Source organism: Rhodovulum steppense (genome assembly GCF_004339675.1).
Taxonomy (GTDB): Bacteria; Pseudomonadota; Alphaproteobacteria; order Rhodobacterales; family Rhodobacteraceae; genus Rhodovulum; species Rhodovulum steppense.
Map to the genome: position 1 here is coordinate 39,556 of NZ_SLVM01000020.1, position 19,344 is coordinate 58,899.

Genomic DNA, 19,344 nt, shown 5'->3' on the forward strand with positions numbered 1-19,344 from the left:
CCCGAGGCTTAGCGCGTCCCGCCGCGCCGGGCAATCTTCGCCATCCCGGCGCTTGACCGTCGCCCGCGCCCATGCAGTTCTAGGCGTAGGGAGGATGCGGATGGACAGGACAGGACCAGGCTCGATCGACGAGGTTCAACAGCTGCTTGCCGGACAGGATTATGTCTGCGGGCGGGCGCTTGCGACCGTCGCCTTTCTGTCGCTCCGCCTGGGCAAGCCGCTCTTTCTCGAAGGCGAGCCCGGCACCGGCAAGACCGAGATCGCCAAGGCGCTGGCCGCAGCACTTGGCCGCCGGCTGATCCGGCTGCAATGCTATGAAGGGCTCGATGCCGCCTCGGCCGTCTGCGACTGGAACTTCGCCGCGCAGATGATCGCGATCCGCACCGCCGAGGCGATGGGTTTCGAGGGCGCGGGCGCCGACCGGACCGCACTGAAGGACGAGCTTTTCTCGGACGAATACCTGATCGAACGCCCGCTGCTCCAGGCCATGCGTCCCCAGGTCGAGGGGCCGCCGGTGCTGCTGATCGACGAGCTCGACCGCACCGACGAACCCTTCGAGGCCTTCCTGCTCGAAGCGCTCAGCGATTTCCAGGTCACCATCCCCGAACTTGGCACGATCAAGGCCCCGCACCCCCCGATAGTGGTCATCACCTCGAACCGCACCCGCGAGGTGCATGACGCGCTGAAGCGGCGCTGCCTCTATCACTGGGTCGACTACCCCGATTTCCAGCGCGAACTCGACATCCTGCATGCCCGCGCCCCCGAAGCGGCCGAAACGCTGAGCCGCGAGATCGTTGCCTTCGTCCAGAAACTGCGCAGCGAAGACCTGTTCAAGAAACCCGGCGTCGCCGAAACCATCGACTGGGCGAAATGCCTGCTTGCGCTCGACGTGATCGACCTGTCGCCCCAGGTCATCGCCGACACGATCGGGGCGCTTCTGAAATACCAGGACGACATCCAGAAGATCGAGGGCTCCGAGGCGAAACGCCTGCTCGACCAGGTCCGCGCGGAACTGGCGCCTGCCTGACGCGAACCGGCCTGTTCTTCTTCTGGCCGGAAATATCCTCGGGGGGGCCGGGGGGCAGACGGCCCCCCCGGCCTCTCCACCAGAGCCGAGGCCGCGAATGGCAGATCTGCACACGCTCGATATCCCCGATGACGGCAAGCTGTCGCACAACATCGTCCATTTCGCGCGCGCCCTGCGAAAGGCGGGCCTGCCCGTCGGCCCCGGCCGGGTGATCGACGCGGTCCGCGCGGTCGAGGCGGCGGGGTTCTCGCAGCGCGCGGATTTCTACCACACGCTTGCCGCCTGCTTTCTCTCGCGCCCCGAGCACCGGCAGGTCTATGACCAGGTGTTCCGGCTTTACTGGCGCGATCCGCGGTTTCTCGAACACATGATGAGCCTGATGCTGCCCTCGGTGCGGGGCGTGGCCGAGGAACGGACCGCGAAGGCTGCCGAGAAACGCGCCGCCGAGGCCCTGCTCGACGGGGTCGAGCGTGACCTTCCCGAACCGCGGGACTCGCCAGCCGACGAGGTCGAGATCGACGCCAGCCAGACCCATTCGGGTCGCGAACGGCTGAAGACGCTGGATTTCGAGCAGATGAGCACCGCCGAGATCGCCGAGGCACGGCGCATGCTGGCCCGTCTCAGCCTGCCGGTGAAGCCGCTGGTCTCGCGCCGCACCCGCGCCGACCGGCATGGCCGGATGCCCGACTGGCGCGCGACGATGCGCAACGCCCTGCGCCGCGGTGGCGAGTTCAGCGAGCTGTCGATGAAGAACCGGCGCAGCCGCTGGCCGAATCTGGTGATGCTTTGCGACATCTCGGGCTCGATGTCGCAATATTCGCGCATGGTGCTGCATTTCCTGCACGCGGTCGCCAATGAAAAGGGGGCGGGCTGGGCGAAGGTGCACGCCTTCACCTTCGGCACGCGGCTGACCAACATCACCCGCCACCTGGCCACCCGCGATGTCGATGCCGCGCTGGCCGCCGCGGGGGCCGAGGCGCAGGATTGGGCGGGCGGCACGCGAATCGCGTCGGCGCTGCATGTGTTCAACCGCGACTGGTCGCGGCGGGTGCTGGGGCAGGGGGCGGTGGTGCTGCTGATCACCGACGGGCTGGACCGGGACGAGGTGGACACCCTGTCGCAGGAGATGCAGCGGCTGCACCTGTCGGCCCGCCGCCTGATCTGGATAAACCCGCTGCTGCGCTGGGACGGTTTCGCGCCGAAAGCCCGCGGAATAAGGGCGATGCTGCCGCATGTCGACTGTTTCCGGGCGGGCCATTCGATCCGCTCGCTCGAAGATCTGGCCCGGGCGATCACGGATGCGGGCGATGCCGGAGAGCGGGGCCGGATGTTGCTGCAGGTGCGACATTCCTGACCGATTGATCCAGATCAAGGCCGCAGCGCAGCATAACCTGCATCCAGCATGCGTCGTTTGCGGCGATGGGCGCAAGTTCCCGGCGCGTATCGCAAAAAACCGCAGACGGTCCCTGTGTTTTCCCGACGCAGGTTCCCGGGCGCCAGAGGGCCCTCCCTCCCTCGGTGCCGACTTACAGAAACGCCGTGGGTCCTCCCTCCCACGGCGTTTTTCTTTGGCGCGGCATCATAGATCTGGATCGGTCCGGTTCACCGTGCCAGAGTTGCATTCGAAATAACGAATGTCATGAGGGGGACAACTCCATGGTTCTGAACTGGAAGATCGGCGGCCCGCTGTTGGGCGTCGTCTTTTTCCTCGCGGTGCTGCTGGTGCAGCCGATCGGCGTGTCGACGCAATTCGTCGTGGCCGACGGCATCCTCTGGCAGCAATACGAGCCCGGCATCATCACCCAGACGGACGACGGCGCCTGGACCTCGTCCAATGCGTATCTCGCGAAATATGCCGACAATGTCGCCAACCCGCTGAACTACGGCTTCATCTTCGTGGCCGCGATGATGGGCGGGGCGTTGCTGTCCTCGATTGCCTTCGGGCGCATCCCGCTGCGCGAGCGCTTCAGCCCGGCGCTTTGGAGCGCCAATTTTCGCACCGGCTGGATCGGCCGCTGGGTGATCGCCTTCTTCGGCGGGGTGCTGGTGCTTTATGGCGCCCGGATGGCGGGGGGCTGCACCTCGGGGCACATGATGTCGGGGATGATGCAGACCGCGGTCTCGGGCTATCTCTTTGCCTTCGGGGCCTTCCTGACGGCATTTCCCACCGCCCGCATGTTGCTGAAGAAGGAGGCCTGAGATGGAGATCGCACTCGCAATCGGGCTCGGCGCGCTGTTCGGACTGATGCTGGAACGCATCGGCGCCACCGATCCGAACTGGATCGGCCGGATGCTGAACCTGACCAATACCCACCTGATGAAAACCATCTTCATGGCAATCGGCACCGCTTCGATCCTGATGTTCGGCGGCCAGATGCTGGGTTTGGTCGAGGTCGGCCACATGTCGGTCAAGGAAATCCATGTTGGCGTGCTGCTGGGCGGCGCGATCCTGGGCATCGGCTGGGCCATTGCCGGGTATTGCCCGGGCACCGGGGTCTGTGCGGCGGCGACCGGGCGGCTTGACGCGCTGTTCTTCATCGCGGGCGGCCTGATCGGCGCAGGGGCCTATGCGCTCAGCTATCCGTTCTGGGAGCAGGTAGGTTTCCTCAACGGCGAGAAATGGACCATCGGCGAGATCCCGGGGGCCGACTATCCGGCGGTTCTGCCCGGTCTGCCGTTCACGGGTGACATGCTCGGCATCGCCATCGGGATCGCCTTCATCCTGATCGCGATCCTGTTGCCGCGGCGGCTGGTCGGCAAGGCCGCGCCTGTGACTGACGCGAAGGCCGAACCGGCCGAGTGAGCCCCTCCGATCAGGGAGGGTGGGCGCTGCGGGGAGATCCCGCAGCGCCCTTTCATTTCTGCGCCGATTCCCTCTGGCGAAGCTTCCCCGCCGCGCCCATTATCCCCCGAGGGAGGAAGGGCGCGCATGCAGACAGGCGATTTCGACGCGATTCCGGAGACCGCGCTCGACTGGCACCGGGCGGGAAAGGGCGCGGTGCTGGCGACCGTGATCGAAACCTGGGGCAGCGCACCGCGCCCGGTGGGCAGCCTTTTGGCGATCTCGGGCGAGGGCGGCATGGCGGGGTCCGTTTCGGGCGGCTGCGTCGAGGGCGCGGTGATCGCCGAGGCGCTGGAGGCGCTGGGCGATGGCCGTCCGCGCCTGCTGGAATTCGGGGTCAGCGATGACGATGCCTTTGCCGTGGGGCTGGCCTGCGGCGGGCGCATCCGGGTGCTGGTCGAACCCGTGGGCGCGGCCCTGCCCGAGGCGCTGCTGGCCGATCTGGTCGCCGCCCGCGCGGCACGGCGCGCCCTGGCATATCTCGTCGATACCGAAAGCTGGGAAAGGCGGCTGGCGGGGCCGGAGGATGCCGACCTAGGGCCGCAGATCGCCGAGCGCATGCGCGCCGACCGCTCGGGCTTCGAGGGGGCGTGCTTCGTCGCGATCCATAACCCGCCCTTGCGGCTGGCCGTCATCGGCGCCGTTCATATCGCTCAGCCGCTGGTGGCGATGGCGCGGCTTGCCGGGTTCGCGCCCGTGCTGATCGACCCGCGTCCCGCTTTCGGTTCGGCCGAGCGGTTCCCGGGCGAGACCATCCTTGACGACTGGCCCGATGCCGCACTTGTCGCCCATGGGCTTGATGCGCGCACGGCGGTCGTGACGCTGACCCATGATCCCAAGCTGGACGATCCCGCGATCCTGGCCGCGCTGGGCTCGGACGTCTTCTATCTGGGCTGCCTCGGGTCGCCCCGGACCCATGCGAAACGGGTCGAGCGGCTACAGGCGGCGGGCGTCCCGGCAGAGCGGATCGCCCGCATTCATGCACCCGTGGGCCTGGATATCGGCGCGCGCAGCCCGGCCGAGATCGCGGTTTCGATCATGGCCCAGATCGTCGCGACGCTGAGGACGGGCTGATGCGCTTCGGCCCTGTGGCGCCTGACGAGGCCGAGGGGGCCATTCTGGCCCATTCGCTGCGCGTCGGCGGGCGGATGCTGAAGAAGGGCCTCGTGCTCGGGAGGGCCGAGATCGCCGCGCTGACCGCGGCGGGCATCACGCGGATCACCGTCGCCCGGCCGGATCCCGCCGATGTGGCCGAAGACGCGGCCGCCGCGCGCCTTGCGCGCGCGCTGGTGCCCGACCCGGCGGCGGCGGGGCTGCGGATCGGTGCGGCGGCGCGGGGGCGGGTCAACCTGCATGCGGATTGCGCGGGACTCGTGGGGCTGGATGCCGAGGCGATCCACGCCCTGAACCGAATCGACCCCAGCGTGACGCTTGCCACGCTTGCGCCGCTAACCCGGGTCACGCCGGGGCTTCTGGTCGGCACGGTCAAGATCATTCCCTATGCGGTGCCCGGCGCGGCCCTTGAGGCCGCCTGTGCCGCCGCGCCGGGCGCGATCCGCGTGCATGGGGTGACGCGCCGGACCGCGGGGCTGATCCTGTCCGAGGTGGCGGGCCAGAAACCGGGAATGAGCGAAAAGGGGCGCGCGGCGTTAGAGACCCGCCTGAGGGCGCTGGGCATGACGCTTGCCGCGGTCGCCATCGTCCCGCACGAGACCGCCGCCATGGCCGCGGCGCTGAGCGCATTGCCGGGTGAGATCGCGCTGATCCTGACCGGCTCGGCCACTTCAGACCCCGAGGATACCGGCCCGGCTTCGGTGCGTGCGGCGGGCGGCACGGTCACGCGCTTCGGCATGCCGGTCGATCCGGGCAACCTGCTGTTCCTGGGCGAACAGGGCGGGCGGCCGGTGATCGGCCTGCCGGGATGTGCCCGCAGCCCTGCCCTGAACGGGGCGGACTGGGTGCTGGAACGGATCGCCTGCGGGCTGGGCATCGGCCCGGACGAGATTGCTGCGATGGGGGTGGGGGGGCTTTTGAAGGAGATCCCGTCGCGGCCGCAACCGCGCGAGGGCTGAGGCCCGGATTCGCCTGGCTCCGCCTGCCCTATTCGACGCGAAGGCTAGACCAGAGCATGCGCAAATCAACGGTTCTCAAACCCTGTTCCCCATGCTTTACTCGGCCCGGATAAAGGGAGGATATCGATGACCAGGGTCACGATGACCGTGAACGGCAAGGCCGTTTCCGGAGAGGTGGAGGGACGCACCCTGCTGTCCCAGTTCCTGCGCGAGGGGCTTGGCCTGACCGGCACCCATATCGGTTGCGACACCAGCCAGTGCGGGGCCTGCGTGGTGCATGTGAACGGGCAGGACGTGAAATCCTGCACCACCTTCGCACTGGAATGCGAGGGCGCCGAGATCCGCACCATCGAGGGGATGGCCAATCCCGATGGCTCGCTCTCGACGATCCAGCAGGCGTTCCAGGATCATCACGGGCTGCAATGCGGCTTCTGCACGCCGGGCATGGTGATGACGGCCTCGGCGCTGCTGGCGAAGAGCCCGACGCCCAGCGAGGCCGAGATCCGGCATTACCTTGAGGGCAATATCTGCCGCTGCACGGGATATCACAACATCGTCAAGGCGATACTGGCAGCCTCGGGACAGGATGTCAGCCATCTGGGCCACGGGGACGCGGTGGCCGCCGAATAGCCGTCCGGCAAGGGCGCACAGCAGACGGATTATCCAGGGAGGATATCATGCCGAAAGATCACGGCATCGGCGCCAGCAGCAAGCGGCGCGAGGATGTGCGGTTCCTGACGGGACGGGGCCGCTATACCGACGACATCAACCTGCAAGGGCAGGCCCATGCCTGTTTCGTGCGCAGCCAGGTGGCGCATGGTCGGCTGAACGGGGTGAACACCGACGCCGCCGCCGGGATGCCCGGTGTCATCCGCGTCTTCACCGCGGCCGATTTCGAGGGGGTGGGCGGGCTGCCCTGCGGCTGGCAGGTGACCGACCGGCACGGCGCCCCGATGCAGGAACCGGGCCACCCGGTTCTGGCCACGGGCAAGGTGCGCCATGTGGGCGATCCGATCGCGCTGGTCGTGGCCGAGACCTATGACCAGGCCCGCGACGCGGCCGAGGCGGTCGTGGTCGATATCGAGGAACTCGAACCGGTGCTCGACATGAAGGCGGCGCTGGCGGATGGCGCGCCCAAGGTGCATGACGACCTGACCTCGAACCTCTGCTATGACTGGGGCTTCGTCGAGGAGAACCGCGAGGCGGTGAACAAGGCGTTCGAGACCGCCCATCACGTCACCACGCTCGATCTGGTCAACCAGCGGCTGGTGCCGAACGCGATGGAGCCGCGGGTGGCCATCGGCGACTACAATTTCGCCACCGACGACTCGACGCTCTACACCACCAGCCAGAACCCACATGTGATCCGGCTGTTGATGGGGGCCTTCGTGCTGGGCATCCCCGAGCACAAGCTGCGCGTCGTTGCGCCCGATGTGGGCGGCGGGTTCGGGTCCAAGATCTTCCACTATGCCGAGGAGGCCGCCGTCACCTTCGCCGCGAAGCAGTTGCGCCGTCCGGTGAAATGGACCTGCACCCGGTCGGAAAGCTTCGTCACCGATGCGCAGGGCCGCGACCACGTTACGAAGATCGAACTGGCGCTGGATGCCGAGGGCCATTTCCAGGCCATCCGCACCGAGACCTACGCCAATATGGGGGCGTATCTGTCGACCTTTGCGCCGTCGATTCCGACCTGGCTGCATGGCACGCTGATGGCGGGCAACTACAAGACGCCGCTGATCTATGTCAACGTCAAGGCGGTGTTCACCAACACTGTGCCGGTGGATGCCTATCGCGGCGCCGGGCGGCCCGAGGCGACCTTCCAGCTTGAGCGGGTGATCGACAAGGCCGCGCGCGAGATCGGGATGGACCCGGTCGAGTTGCGGCGCAAGAACTTCATCACCGAGTTCCCCTATGCCACCCCGGTCGCGGTGGAATACGACACCGGCGATTACAACGCGACGCTCGACAAGCTTCTGGAGATCGCGGATGTCGCGGGCTTCGAGGCGCGGCTGGCGGAGTCGAAGGCCCGCGGCAAGCTGCGCGGCCTTGGCATCAACTGCTATATCGAGGCTTGCGGGATCGCGCCCAGCCATCTGGTCGGCCAGCTTGGCGCCCGCGCGGGTCTTTACGAAAGCGCCACGGTGCGGGTGAACGCAACCGGCGGCCTGGTGGTGATGACCGGCAGCCATTCCCACGGGCAGGGGCACGAAACGTCCTTCGCCCAGGTGGTGGCCGACATGATCGGCATCCCCGAGAACATGATCGAGATCGTGCATGGCGACACGGCCAACACGCCGATGGGCATGGGCACCTATGGTTCGCGCTCTCTGGCCGTGGGCGGGTCCGCGATGGTCAAGGCGACGAACAAGATCATCGCCAAGGCCCGCAAGATCGCGGCCCACCTGATGGAAGCCAGTCCCGAGGATATCGAACTCAAGGACGGCAGGTTCACCGTTGCGGGCACCGACAAGTCGGTGGCCTGGGGGGATGTGACGCTGGCGGCCTATGTGCCGCACAACTATCCCCTGGACGAGATCGAGCCGGGGCTGGAGGAAACCGCGTTCTACGATCCGAACAACTTCACCTACCCGGCAGGCGCCTATGCCTGCGAGGTTGAGGTCGACCCCGAAACCGGCAAGGTGACGGTCGAACGCTTTGCCGCGGCGGACGATTTCGGCAATATCGTCAACCCGATGATCGTCGATGGCCAGGTCCATGGCGGCATCGCGCAGGGGATCGGGCAGGCGCTGCTGGAAACCACGACCTATGACGAATACGGCCAGCTTCTGTCGGGATCCTACATGGATTACGCCATGCCGCGGGCCTCGGACGTGCCGTTCTATGCGGTCGACCATTCCTGCCAGACGCCCTGCACCCACAACCCGCTGGGGGTCAAGGGCTGCGGCGAGGCCGGTGCCATCGGCAGCCCGCCCGCGGTGGTCAACGCGGTCGTGGATGCGCTGCAACGGGCAGGCATGACCCATATCACCCATATCGACATGCCGCTGACGCCCTCGCGCGTCTGGGCGGCCATGCAGGGCTGAGGAGGACCACGCATGTATGCTTTCGAACTCGTGCGCCCGGCAACGCTGGACGAGGCGGTAACGGCCCTGGGCACCGAAGAGGCGCAGGCGCTGGGCGGGGGGCAGACGCTGATCCCCACGCTCAAGCAGCGACTGGCGGCGCCTGCGAAACTGGTCTGCCTGGGCGGACTTGCGGAACTCAAGGGGGTCTGCATTGACGATGATGGCGCGGTCTGCGTGGGGGGGGCGACCCCGCATGCGGTGGTCGCGGCCGAGGCGGCGGCGCATTACCCGGCGCTGGCGGCCCTTGCGGGCAATATCGGCGATCCGGCGGTGCGCAACCGCGGCACCATCGGCGGGTCGCTGGCCAATAACGACCCCTCGGCCTGCTATCCGGCGGCGGCGCTGGGCTCTGGCGCGACGATCCGCACGGTCAACCGCGACATCGCGGCGGACGACTTCTTCCAGGGCATGTTCACCACCGCGCTGGAGGATGGCGAGATCATCACCGAGGTCCGTTTCCCGGTGCCCGAACGCGCGGCCTATCAGAAGTTCGAGCAACCGGCCTCGCGCTTTGCGCTGGTGGGGGTGTTCGTGGCGAAATACGCCGACGGCGTACGCGTCGCGGTGACCGGCGCCTCGGAAGGGGGTGTGTTCCGCTGGGCCGAGGCCGAGGCGGCGCTGTCCGCCGATTTCAGCGCAGCGGCCATCGCGGGGCTGTCGCTGGAGGCCGACATGATGATCGGCGACCTGCACGGTTCGCCCGAATACCGTGCGCATCTGGTCAAGGTGCTGACCGGCCGGGCCGTAACCGCCGCGGGCTGAGTGGCGAGATCAGGCGCCCCCGCGGTGTTATCCCGCGGGGGCGCTCTTGTGTCGGGAGCCGGGGGCATTTCCGCCCGTGAGGGGCCGAATGGGGGGCGACGCGGCAGCTTGCCAAGGTGCCATTGCCCGGCCTCGAACGGCCGAGACGTCTCCGAAACCGCGCGCGGTGCCGGGCCGATCCGGCCCCGACGCCACACCGCAGGACGGTTCTCAGGCCGCGCGCAGCGATCCGAGGAAATTGCGTACCCGTTCCGACAACGTCACCGTCTCGCCCGAGACCGTGGACACAGCATCCTTCAGTGTGCCCGAGGTGGTGCTGGTTCGCTCGACCCGGGTCGAGACGTCTTGGATCATGTCGGCCATCTCGGTGCTGCTGGACGCGGTCGATTCGGCATGCGAAGTGATGTGTTGCGCCGCCTGCTTCTGTTCGTCCACCGCCGTCCGGATGCTCTCGGTGAACTCCCTCATCCGCCGGACGCTTTCGCCGATCTCCGACATCCGGGTCGCCATTGAGCCGCTTTCGGCCTGGATGCGCTGGATGCGGTCGGTAATGGACTGAGTTGCTTCGCTGATCCGCTGGGCAAGCGCCTTCACCTCGAAGGCGACGACGGCAAATCCTTTGCCCGCATCGCCGGCACGGGCGGCCTCGACGGTGGCGTTCACGGCAAGCAGGTTGGTCTGGCGTGCGATCGAGGAAATCAGGCTGACCACCTCGCCGATCTCCTCGACCGCGGTCTGAAGCGCGGCCACCTGGTTCGTCGATGCCTCGGCTTCGGCGGCAGCGGTGACGGAGGCCGAGGCGGCCGAGATGACATCCTGGGTGATCGACGAGATCGAGGCCGACAATTGCTCGATCGCTGCGGCGACGGACTGGGTGCTGGTGGCGATCTGGGCGGCATTGGCCGAGACCGACCCCGCCCCCTGTCGCGCGCCCGTGATTTCGACTTCAAGACCGTTGGCAGCGCCGTGCAACCGGTCCATCGAGGCGTGCAGCACGTCGACCACGCGGCCGACCTCGGCCTCGAAGCTTTCGCCGAGCGCGTGGATCCGGCCCTCGAACGCCTCGGTCTGGGCGTCGTGGAAGCCGGTGATCGCAAGCTCGATGTCGAGCAGGAGCGCGCGGCTCAGCGCATCGACCAGATGGTCGTTGCGTCCCTGGCCAAGGAAGTTGAAGCCGCGGCGGCTGTCTGCGGCGAGCATTTTCTGCAGCCGCGCCGACACGCGCGCATAAGAGGCTACATAGTGACGGAACGGCAGGCCGATGCGGAAATGGACCCGGCCGATCGTGTCGGCGGCCTTGAAATAGTCCGGCGTGAAATCGGTGGTGAACAGCCTGATCCAGTGTTCCTTCTGCTTGTTCTTGGCATGAAGGCGGATCCCCGGCTTCTTGAAGAACTCGGACCACTCGGGCGCATTGTCGACATCGGTGTAGAAATCGTCGAGCATCTCGTCGAGATGCGGGATGATGATCTTTCCGGCCGCCTTGAGCGAGTCCCGGGCCGTGCGGTCAAGACCATAGGCCCAAAGGCGAGCGGTTTCACGTTTCTGCATGGTGGGGCTGACCCTTTGTCGGAAGGTTTGCGGCTGTCTTCCTCCAACAAAGCAGCAAGATGTTGACCCTGCGTTACCGTTACCGAGGCGAATTGAAGGCATGATCAGATATTTGGCGGAAGCATTACCCAAAGCAAAAGGGCCGTCTCTGCGGACGGCCCTTAGCAGATCCGGACATGGCCCGGGCGGCTACTTCAGCGGCCCGATCATCATCACCATCTGACGCCCTTCCATCTTGGGCATGTTCTCGACCTTGCCGAGTTCCTTCACGTCCTCGGCCACCCGTTCCAGCAGCTCACGCCCGAGATTCTGGTGCGCCATCTCGCGACCGCGGAAGCGCAGCGTCACCTTCACCTTGTCGCCACTCTCGAGGAAGCGCACGACGTTGCGCATCTTGACCTCGTAGTCATGGGTGTCAGTGTTCGGGCGGAACTTGACCTCCTTGATCTCGATGATCTTCTGCTTCTTCCGCGCCTCGGACTCGCGCTTCTGGGTTTCATACTTGAACTTTCCGAAATCCATGATCTTGCAGACCGGCGGTGTGGCGTTCGGCGATATCTCGACGAGGTCGAGCCCGGCCTCCTCGGCCAGTGCCATTCCCCGTTCGGGGGACACGACGCCGATATTTTCGCCGTCCGCGCCGATGAGGCGGATCTCGGGGGCACGAATGCGCTCATTCACGCGGGGACCGGTGTCTCGCGTGGGCGGCGCGTTGTGGGGTCTGCGGGCTATGGTGTGGTTCCTTTTCTGCCGTGATTGACGCCTTAAACTACTCGGCGAACCGTTGTGCTTCAAGGCGGTTTTCCCATGGACCTTTCGGCATTAACGCGCCGCTGCGGCGTTCGTTCCGGTTTGCCAGCGCGGCGATTTGTGGCAAAAGCGGGCGGCGTAAGAAATGCGCGATTACGGCAGATGAGGAAACAACCATGAAGAAAGCCCTGATCACGATCGTCATCCTCGCCGCCATCGGGGTCGGCGGCTATGTCTGGTATATCGGCAACATGGCCGAGGACGAAGCGGTGCCCGAGGCCGCGGTCGAGACGCCCGATGACGCCGTCGAAGCGGTTGAAGAAGTGATCGACGAGGCCGAAGAGGCCGCCGACGAAGCCGTCGAAGCGGTCGAAGAGGCCGTCGAGGACGCGGGAGAGGCGGTGGAAGGCGCAATTGGCGAGGCCACCGAGGGCGCTGCCGATGTCGCCGAAGACGCTGCGGAAGCGGCCGAGGAAGCGGCTGCGGACGCGGCCGTCGAAGAGACCGCAACGACCCCGCCGACCGATGTCCTGAGCCCCGAGGGCTTCGATGCGGATGCCGTCATCGGGATGATCGACGACTCCTCGCTGGACGATGCACAGAAAGAAAGCCTGAAGGCTGCGGTCGAAACCGCCCGGAACGTGCCCGACATGCTGGGCGCGGTGCTGGACCAAGTGCGGACCGCGCTGGGCATGTAAGCCCGACGGAAGACCGAGGTGCGGCCGATCCCGGCGTCGCGCGCCCCGGAAGAACGAGAAAGCCCCGCAAGAGCGATCTCTTGCGGGGCTTTTTCATGTCCCGTCGGAGCGTTTCAGCCGACGAACGCCTTTTCGACCACATATTCCGCGGGCTCGGAATTCGCGCCTTCGCGCAGGCCCCAGCCTTCGAGGATCGCCATCACGTCCTTGTTGAAGTCGAGCGAGCCGCAGACCATCGCCCGGTCGATGCCCGGTTCCATCGTCTCGCAGGGCAGGCCGAGATCACGGAACACCTTGCCCGAGGCCAGATTGTCGGTGACCCGGCCCATGGTGCGGAAGTCCTCGCGCGTGGTGGTGGGGTAGTATTTCAGCTTGTCGCCGACGAACTCCCCGATCAGCGGGTCTTCGGGCAGGCTTTCGATCAGCTCGCGCCCGAATTCCAGTTCCGCCACCTCGCGGCAGGTGTGCATCATGATGACTTCGTCATACTGTTCGTATGTCTCGGGGTCGCGCATCAGGCTGGCGAAGGGGGCGATGCCGGTGCCGGTGGCCAGGAACCACAGCCGCTTGCCGGGCAGAAGCGCGTCCAGAACCAGCGTGCCCACGGGTTTGGGACGCAGGATGATCTCGTCGCCGGGCTTGATGTGCTGAAGCCGCGAGGTCAGCGGGCCGTCCTGCACCTTGATCGAGTAGAAGTCGAGGCCGTCATCCCAGGCGGGCGAGGCGATCGAATAGGCGCGCATGATCGGCTTGCCGTCATCGCCGGGCAGCCCGATCATCACGAATTCGCCCGACCGGAAGCGCAGCGATTGCGGCCGGGTCGTGCGGAAATAGAACAGATCGTCGGTGTAGTGACGCACCTCGGTCACGGTCTGCGCGTCGGGCAGAGTCTTCTTGGCGGCGGTTGCTTGGGTCACGGCGCTCTGCTGGTTCATGTGTCAGATGCAACGGGGCAGGACGCCCCGCTCCTTTCCTTCTAGGTGTCCTCGCCCTTCGGGGAAACCCCCAACTGTCCGCACCGGCCGGAATGCCCGGTGCGAACCCTCACGCGGGGTATTCCCGAGAGCGGCGCCCGCGGCCATGACCCAGATCAAGCCATGTTGTCGCACCTTGCGGCAGATCCGCCCGTTTACGAGCCGTTCCGATGGCCGGATGAACGCGGTTGACCGCCGATACGGCCTTTGCAACATGGAGCTTCGCAAGGGATTTCGGGCAGCGGCCATCGGGGGTTTCTTCGTGGATCGCGTTGACGTTACGTTAATGCACCCCGACGGGCAGTTCGGTGTGATTTTTAGAGGTATTCCAACGTATCATGGATGTGACACACGCTCGACGCCGAATTCGCGAGACCGGTTGGCTGAGAAACCTGCCCGGCCCCTTCTGCACCGCATTGCTTGCCGGTTCCCATCTGCGGCGTGTCGGCAATGGAGAGGTGCTGTTTCATCGCGACGATCCCGCCCCGGACTTCCTCGGTCTGGTGGATGGCCTGCTCTACGTCTATGCCGATTCCGGGGACGAGGGGCCGCGGCTTGTCTTCGTGGCCCATCCGGGCTGGTGGGCGGGCAGCGTTGCCATGGTCGGCGGGTCAGGGCGGCGCTGCACGGTCGTGGCCCGCGCGCCATCGGTGCTGCTGTCGGTGCCGCGGATGCATATCGAGGCGCTGGCCCGGCGCGATCCGGCGACCTGGCGCCATGTGGCGGTCAATGTCGCCGCGCAATATGACAGCCTCGCGCTGCTGTTGCTGGCGCAGGCCAATCCCGATCCGCGCGTGCGGCTGCTGATCTCTTTGCAGAGGCTGCACCGGTTCAACGATGGCGCCACCATCTTTCCGGTGACTCAGTCCGAACTGGCCGAGTTGTCGGGGCTGTCGCGGAACTCGGCGAACCGGGCGATGCGCCAGTTCGTGGCCGAGGGGTTGATCGAGACGGGCTATGGCTGGCTGCGCATTGTCGATCCCAAGGCGCTCGACGCGGCGCTGTGCCAGCGAAACGGCAGTGGGGAATGCTGCGAGCGGCGGGCGGGCTAGGGCCACGCATGCGCGCGCGCGGCCCCGTCCGGTTGCCGTGGGTCAGGCCGCGGCTTCGAGCGCGGCGATGATGGCCGAGAAATCCGCCGCCTTCAGCGACGCGCCACCCACCAGCGCGCCATCGACATTCGAGGTCGCGAAGATCTCGGCGGCATTGTCGGGCTTGACCGAGCCGCCGTAAAGCAGCCGGATCCCGTGCCCCGCCTCGCCGAAGCGCGCGACCAGTTCGGCGCGCAGGAAATCGTGCACCTCGGCAATCTGGGCCAGCGTCGGCACGCGGCCGGTGCCGATGGCCCAGACCGGTTCATAGGCGACCACGACAGTCGCGCCGGTCACGCCCTCGGGCAGCGAGTCGGTCAGCTGGCTGCCGACCACGCCCAGGGTCTGGCCCGCATCGCGTTGCGCCTCGGTCTCGCCGACGCAGACCACCGCGATCAGCCCCCCGGCCAGCGCCGCCTCGGTCTTGGCGCGCACGATGGCGTCGGTCTCGGCATGATCGGTGCGCCGTTCGGAATGGCCGAGGATCACATGGCTTGCCCCCGCATCGCGCAGCATGGCGGCCGAAATGTCGCCGGTATGGGCGCCCGCGGCGGCGGCGTGGCAATCCTGGCCGCCCACGGCAATCGCAGACCCGGCGGCCGCGTTTGCCATGCGCTCGACCAGCGTGGCGGGCGGGCAGAGCAGCAGATCGACCGCAGGCGCGGGATGGGCTGCGGCCAGCGCCGTCACTTCGGCCAGCGCCGCACCCGTTCCGTTCATCTTCCAGTTGCCGGCTGCCAGTTTCCGCCGCATGCGCAATCCTCCCTTGCTGCAAATACCGGGCGCCTTCTAGGGCATTTGCCCCGGAAGCGGAACGCCTCTTTTGCGCGCAGCAGGGGGGGGTCAGTCGCCGCGGGCCTCGTCCATCTCGCGGAACTTGATCGATTCGCCGCAGCCGCAGGCATCGACCACATTGGGGTTGCGGAACTTGAAGCCGGATTCCAGCAGGCTGGTCTCGTAGTCGATTTCGGTGCCGAACAGGAACATCTGCGCCATCGGCGCGATCGCGACGCGGGCATCGCCCTGGTCGACCACCTCGTCATGCGGGTCGATCTCGGAGACATATTCCATCGTGTATTCCATCCCCGCGCAGCCGCCCTTCTTGACGCCGATCCGCAACGCGGCGGCGTCGTCCCGCGCCATCAGCCTTGCGACCTGGGCCGCCGCGGCGGGTGTCAGCGTGACGGGCGGTTTTCCGGGGATGCCGAACATGGATGCGCCTCCTTTTCCCTAGTCAAAGACTAGGGTTTCCCGGGCGCAGTCTCAAGGGGAAGTCGGTGGCGCGTGGCGGAAAGAAGACGGGGCGGCGCGTGCCGCCCCGTCCTGCGCGGGCTCAGAGCCCCATGCAATTGGCGTAATAGGTCACAGTCGCCGGCCAGTCCGAGAAGACGCCCTCGACGCCGACATCCTGGGCGAGCACGTCGAGAAGCTCGAAATAGACGCCGTCATTGTCGGTCACGTCCTTGATCGACTGGAAATACCAGCCCCCGCCGGTGGCCAGCGGACCCGAGCGTTCCAGCGTCCAGGTGATGATCTTCAGCCCGGCGGCCTTGGCCTCCTGGGCATAGGGCGAGGGCAGGATGCGGCCATCCTCGACGGTGACCAGCATCCAGGTCGGCGGCGCGATGTAGCGCACGCCCATGTCGGCCAGTTCCTGCATGGTCGGCTTGAAGGTGGCCGGGTCCATCGGGTCGATCAGCCCCTCGACCTCGGTCTCGGCCTCGTAGCGGTCGTCGAGATAGACCGCTTGGGCGCCGAATTCCGGCTCGTTCTGGATCCAGTAAAGGATGTCGGCGAGGTCGAAGGATTGCGCGAAGACGTCCCCGGGCGGGATGCCCGCGGCCTTGTATTCGTCGATCAGTTTCTGCGCGTAGTCGGCCTGGGTGAAGCCGTCGAAGGGCATCTCGACCGAGGGCGACTTGAGTTCGGGAGTGAACTTGGCGCCGAGCGAGCGGAACAGCTCGATCGACTCGGCATGGGTCAGCGACTGCGCGCCATGGGTGTAGAGATCGGTGCGGAAGGGCGCGATGCCGCCCTGATAGGTTTCGGGCGTGGTGGCGGTCGCGTCGGCGGCGTCCATCTTGGGTTTGAGCGTGCGGAACTCGGCCAGCGTGATCTCGGAGGTGCGGCACTCGGCGGTTGCGGGCGTATCACCGCTGGCCGGGGTGAAGGGGGTGATGCAGGTGGCGGCCAGATCGGTCAGCAGGATGTCGGTGGTGGTGTGCAGATCGTTCTGGGCGTGACGGCAGACCAGTTCCTTGTCCTTGGTGAAGGTCACGTCGCATTCCAGGATGCCCGCGCCCATCCGCGCCGCGGCGACATTCGATTCGACGGTATGTTCGGGGAACATCAGCGGCGCGCCGCGATGGCCGATCGAGAAATCGCTGCGGCTGGGCGTCTGGCCCATGCAGGCGGTCAGCTTTTCCTTCAGCGGACCGTCGGTCATCCTGTCGATCAGGTAATAGGGGCGGGGGCCGTAATCGAGAACGGTCTCGGCATGGCCGGGCAGGGCTGTCGCGGCCAGCAGGGCGGCGGCGACTGTCAGGCGGGGGAAGGACATGGGATTCTCCGCTTCTTGGTGGGAAGGAACGGAAACCATGTGACGGGGCCGCGTGACAGTCGTGCGACAGGCGCGTGACGGCTACATGAAGCCCAGTTCCAGCCGCGCCTCGTCGGACATCATGTCCATGCCCCAGGGCGGATCCCAGGTGATCTCGACATCGACCTGCTTGACGCCCGGCAGCGGTTCGACCGCCTCGGCCAGCCAGCCGGGCATCTCGCCGGCCACCGGACAGCCCGGTGCGGTCAGCGTCATGGTGATCGCGACCGCGTTCTCGTCGTCGATCTCGATGGTGTAGATCAGGCCCAGATCGTAGATGTTGACCGGGATTTCCGGGTCGTAGACCGACCGGCACGCCGCCACCACCTGCTCGTAAAGCGGATGATCGGTCGAGGACGGGCGGATGAGGGGGGCGCCCTCTAGCTTTTCCTGCTGCATGGACATCGGGTTTCCTGCAAATCCTACAAAAGATATAAGGAAAGGCCGGGGCGCCGTCCAGATCCGGTTTTGCCTTCCTGCGGCCCGGGCTTGCCGGGCGCGGCGGGGCGCGTTAGCAGGGAGGGCAACGCAAGGGTGCCAGGGGGCGGGGATGCGCAAGGATCTGTCGGACGACGAGGCGCGGGCGCTTCTGGCCCGGGACGAACGCGAGATGAGCGTGGTGATCTCGGACCCGGCCCTGCCGGACAACCCGATGATCTATGTCAGCGAGGAATTCGAGCGCCAGACCGGCTATTCCGCGGCCGAGGCGATCGGTCGGAACTGCCGGTTCCTGCAGGGGCCGGGCACCGATCCCCATGCGGTCGAGGCGATCCGCCACGCGCTGCGCGCCCAGACGCCTTTCAGCATCGACCTGCTGAACTATCGCAAGGATGGAACGGCCTTCATGAACCGGCTGCGAATCCGGCCGATCTTTGATGACGAGGGGCGGTTGATGTATTACGCGGGCGCCCAGAACCCGATATGAGGAAGACGAGCACAGCCCTGTGCAGGCGGTGACCGGCCCCTGTTGCGGGGGCACCGAACGGTCTGCGCGAAATCGTCCCAGACCGAAATCCGAGATACTATCCAGGGTTGTCAAACTCACTAAGAAACTACTAAAAAGCGGTGTCCGAGTCGACGCTCGCCTCTCGGTATTCCGAGACTCAGGGGGCCACGCCGTGCCCGCTCCCTTGCCGCGGGCCTGTGGAAAACCTTGTGAACAGCTGCTCGGGCACGCTGCCGCGAGGGTAGGTCTTGACGTGGCCAGACTTGTTGGCGCGGGGCGATTTACAGGTGTCGGACTCCTGCTGGAAAGGGGTTTGAGCCGCTTTCGATGGGGCGATTTTCGTTTCCTCATGCGCCCTCTGGGTGCGTATACCCCGGTCGCGTGCCTGTGCACAAAACTCCGAGATATCGTCATGTTTCTCTTGATCATGGTCGTGAACGGCTCAAACTGAACGGCACGGTTCAATTCTCGCGTGTCGCGGGATTCGCATGAGAGAGGGGAAGCAAGTGATCACGTTCGGACCGCTGCGAAAAACGCTCCTCGGGCTGTCGCTCCTGGGGTTTTTGACCGCTTGCGCTGATGCGCCGGTCGAGGAATGCGAACCCGGCGTCTCGGGTATCAGCGAGATGGGCACCGTGACCTATCCGGGCTGCTGAGGCACTGAGGACAGCATCATTCGTTCCGGTTCCGGCAGTATTTTCTGTCGGGGCCAAACCCCGGGCGCAAGCCCGGGCAGCGCCCGGTCCCGTTCCCCCAGGACCGGGCGCGCTCTGATCGGCGCTACACAAGGGATTCGGCCGACGCCTTGATGCATCGGCCGGACTGTCCGGTCCCCGCGGAGGTCAGTTGTGGTTCATCCTGTTTTCGATGAGAGTATCGACGACGGATGGGTCGGCGAGGGTTGAGGTGTCGCCGAGTGCGCCGAAGTCGTTTTCGGCGATCTTGC

Annotated in this window: 21 protein-coding genes; 13 read left to right on the forward strand and 8 right to left on the reverse strand. The window is 66.3% G+C overall.

What is annotated here, in order from left to right:
- Positions 1-100: 100 nt before the first annotated feature.
- The 9 genes from EV216_RS13155 to EV216_RS13195 all read left to right on the forward strand — a co-directional run bounded on the left by EV216_RS13155 (position 101) and on the right by EV216_RS13195 (position 9,789).
- Entirely contained in the window at positions 101-1,027 is a 927-nt protein-coding gene (locus EV216_RS13155) for an AAA family ATPase (RefSeq protein WP_132695992.1), read from the forward strand.
- Between the two features lie 97 nt (positions 1,028-1,124).
- On the forward strand, positions 1,125-2,381 hold the full coding sequence (locus EV216_RS13160) for a vWA domain-containing protein (protein WP_132695993.1): 1,257 nt from the start codon (positions 1,125-1,127) through the stop codon (positions 2,379-2,381).
- A 302-nt stretch (positions 2,382-2,683) separates the two neighbouring features.
- Complete coding sequence (locus tag EV216_RS13165) at positions 2,684-3,226, forward strand: YeeE/YedE thiosulfate transporter family protein (RefSeq protein WP_132695994.1); 543 nt, start codon at positions 2,684-2,686, stop codon at positions 3,224-3,226.
- A 1-nt stretch (position 3,227) separates the two neighbouring features.
- Positions 3,228-3,830 carry a DUF6691 family protein gene (locus EV216_RS13170; RefSeq protein ID WP_132695995.1) on the forward strand — a complete coding sequence of 201 codons (603 nt, stop codon included), beginning with the start codon at positions 3,228-3,230 and terminating at the stop codon, positions 3,828-3,830.
- Positions 3,831-3,956: 126 nt separating this feature from the next.
- Positions 3,957-4,943 (forward strand): XdhC family protein, encoded by a 987-nt coding sequence (locus tag EV216_RS13175; RefSeq protein WP_132695996.1) that lies wholly within the window; start codon positions 3,957-3,959, stop codon positions 4,941-4,943.
- A complete protein-coding gene (locus EV216_RS13180) occupies positions 4,943-5,941 on the forward strand; it encodes a molybdopterin-binding protein (protein ID WP_132695997.1) in 999 nt (332 codons plus the stop codon). Before EV216_RS13175 ends, EV216_RS13180 begins: the two co-directional genes overlap by 1 nt.
- Positions 5,942-6,067: 126 nt before the next feature.
- Positions 6,068-6,571, forward strand: a complete 504-nt coding sequence (locus tag EV216_RS13185) for a (2Fe-2S)-binding protein (protein WP_132695998.1) — start codon at positions 6,068-6,070, stop codon at positions 6,569-6,571.
- A gap of 47 nt (positions 6,572-6,618) precedes the next feature.
- Positions 6,619-8,985, forward strand: a complete 2,367-nt coding sequence (locus EV216_RS13190) for a xanthine dehydrogenase family protein molybdopterin-binding subunit (protein ID WP_132695999.1) — start codon at positions 6,619-6,621, stop codon at positions 8,983-8,985.
- Positions 8,986-8,997: 12 nt separating this feature from the next.
- Positions 8,998-9,789, forward strand: coding sequence for an FAD binding domain-containing protein (locus EV216_RS13195; protein WP_132696000.1), 792 nt, complete (start codon positions 8,998-9,000; stop codon positions 9,787-9,789).
- A 210-nt stretch (positions 9,790-9,999) separates the two neighbouring features.
- On the opposite strand, the gene EV216_RS13200 is transcribed toward EV216_RS13195, so the two are convergent.
- The 3 genes from EV216_RS13200 to EV216_RS13210 all read right to left on the reverse strand — a co-directional run bounded on the left by EV216_RS13200 (position 10,000) and on the right by EV216_RS13210 (position 12,295).
- Positions 10,000-11,340, reverse strand: coding sequence for a globin-coupled sensor protein (locus tag EV216_RS13200; RefSeq protein ID WP_165899245.1), 1,341 nt, complete (start codon positions 11,338-11,340; stop codon positions 10,000-10,002).
- A gap of 189 nt (positions 11,341-11,529) precedes the next feature.
- Entirely contained in the window at positions 11,530-12,021 is a 492-nt protein-coding gene (infC, locus tag EV216_RS13205; protein WP_243642078.1) for a translation initiation factor IF-3, read from the reverse strand.
- Positions 12,022-12,109: 88 nt separating this feature from the next.
- Positions 12,110-12,295, reverse strand: coding sequence for a hypothetical protein (locus tag EV216_RS13210; RefSeq protein WP_132696002.1), 186 nt, complete (start codon positions 12,293-12,295; stop codon positions 12,110-12,112).
- On the opposite strand from EV216_RS13210, the gene EV216_RS13215 reads away from it, so the two are divergent.
- Complete coding sequence (locus EV216_RS13215) at positions 12,267-12,788, forward strand: hypothetical protein (RefSeq protein WP_132696003.1); 522 nt, start codon at positions 12,267-12,269, stop codon at positions 12,786-12,788. The genes EV216_RS13210 and EV216_RS13215 overlap by 29 nt on opposite strands.
- 113 nt (positions 12,789-12,901) lie before the next feature.
- On the opposite strand, the gene EV216_RS13220 is transcribed toward EV216_RS13215, so the two are convergent.
- A complete protein-coding gene (locus EV216_RS13220; RefSeq protein WP_132696004.1) occupies positions 12,902-13,723 on the reverse strand; it encodes a ferredoxin--NADP reductase in 822 nt (273 codons plus the stop codon).
- Between the two features lie 377 nt (positions 13,724-14,100).
- Between EV216_RS13220 and EV216_RS13225 the strand changes: the two genes are divergently transcribed.
- The gene (locus EV216_RS13225; protein WP_132696005.1) at positions 14,101-14,814 is read left to right on the forward strand and encodes a Crp/Fnr family transcriptional regulator; all 714 of its coding nucleotides are present in this window, start codon (positions 14,101-14,103) and stop codon (positions 14,812-14,814) included.
- A 42-nt stretch (positions 14,815-14,856) separates the two neighbouring features.
- Here EV216_RS13225 and tpiA read toward each other — a convergent pair whose 3' ends face one another.
- From tpiA to EV216_RS13245, 4 genes are all read right to left on the reverse strand, one after another.
- On the reverse strand, positions 14,857-15,606 hold the full coding sequence (tpiA, locus tag EV216_RS13230; RefSeq protein WP_132696006.1) for a triose-phosphate isomerase: 750 nt from the start codon (positions 15,604-15,606) through the stop codon (positions 14,857-14,859).
- Positions 15,607-15,696: 90 nt separating this feature from the next.
- Positions 15,697-16,065: a HesB/IscA family protein gene (locus EV216_RS13235; RefSeq protein WP_132696007.1), complete on the reverse strand. Its 369-nt coding sequence runs from the start codon at positions 16,063-16,065 to the stop codon at positions 15,697-15,699.
- Between the two features lie 121 nt (positions 16,066-16,186).
- Positions 16,187-17,413 carry a glycerophosphodiester phosphodiesterase family protein gene (locus EV216_RS13240; protein WP_132696008.1) on the reverse strand — a complete coding sequence of 409 codons (1,227 nt, stop codon included), beginning with the start codon at positions 17,411-17,413 and terminating at the stop codon, positions 16,187-16,189.
- A gap of 81 nt (positions 17,414-17,494) precedes the next feature.
- Entirely contained in the window at positions 17,495-17,857 is a 363-nt protein-coding gene (locus EV216_RS13245; RefSeq protein ID WP_132696009.1) for an SUF system Fe-S cluster assembly protein, read from the reverse strand.
- Positions 17,858-18,002: 145 nt separating this feature from the next.
- Between EV216_RS13245 and EV216_RS13250 the strand changes: the two genes are divergently transcribed.
- Entirely contained in the window at positions 18,003-18,377 is a 375-nt protein-coding gene (locus tag EV216_RS13250) for a PAS domain-containing protein (RefSeq protein WP_132696010.1), read from the forward strand.
- 527 nt (positions 18,378-18,904) lie between these two features.
- Positions 18,905-19,054, forward strand: a complete 150-nt coding sequence (locus EV216_RS18310; protein WP_165899246.1) for a hypothetical protein — start codon at positions 18,905-18,907, stop codon at positions 19,052-19,054.
- The last annotated feature ends 290 nt before the right edge of the window (positions 19,055-19,344 follow it).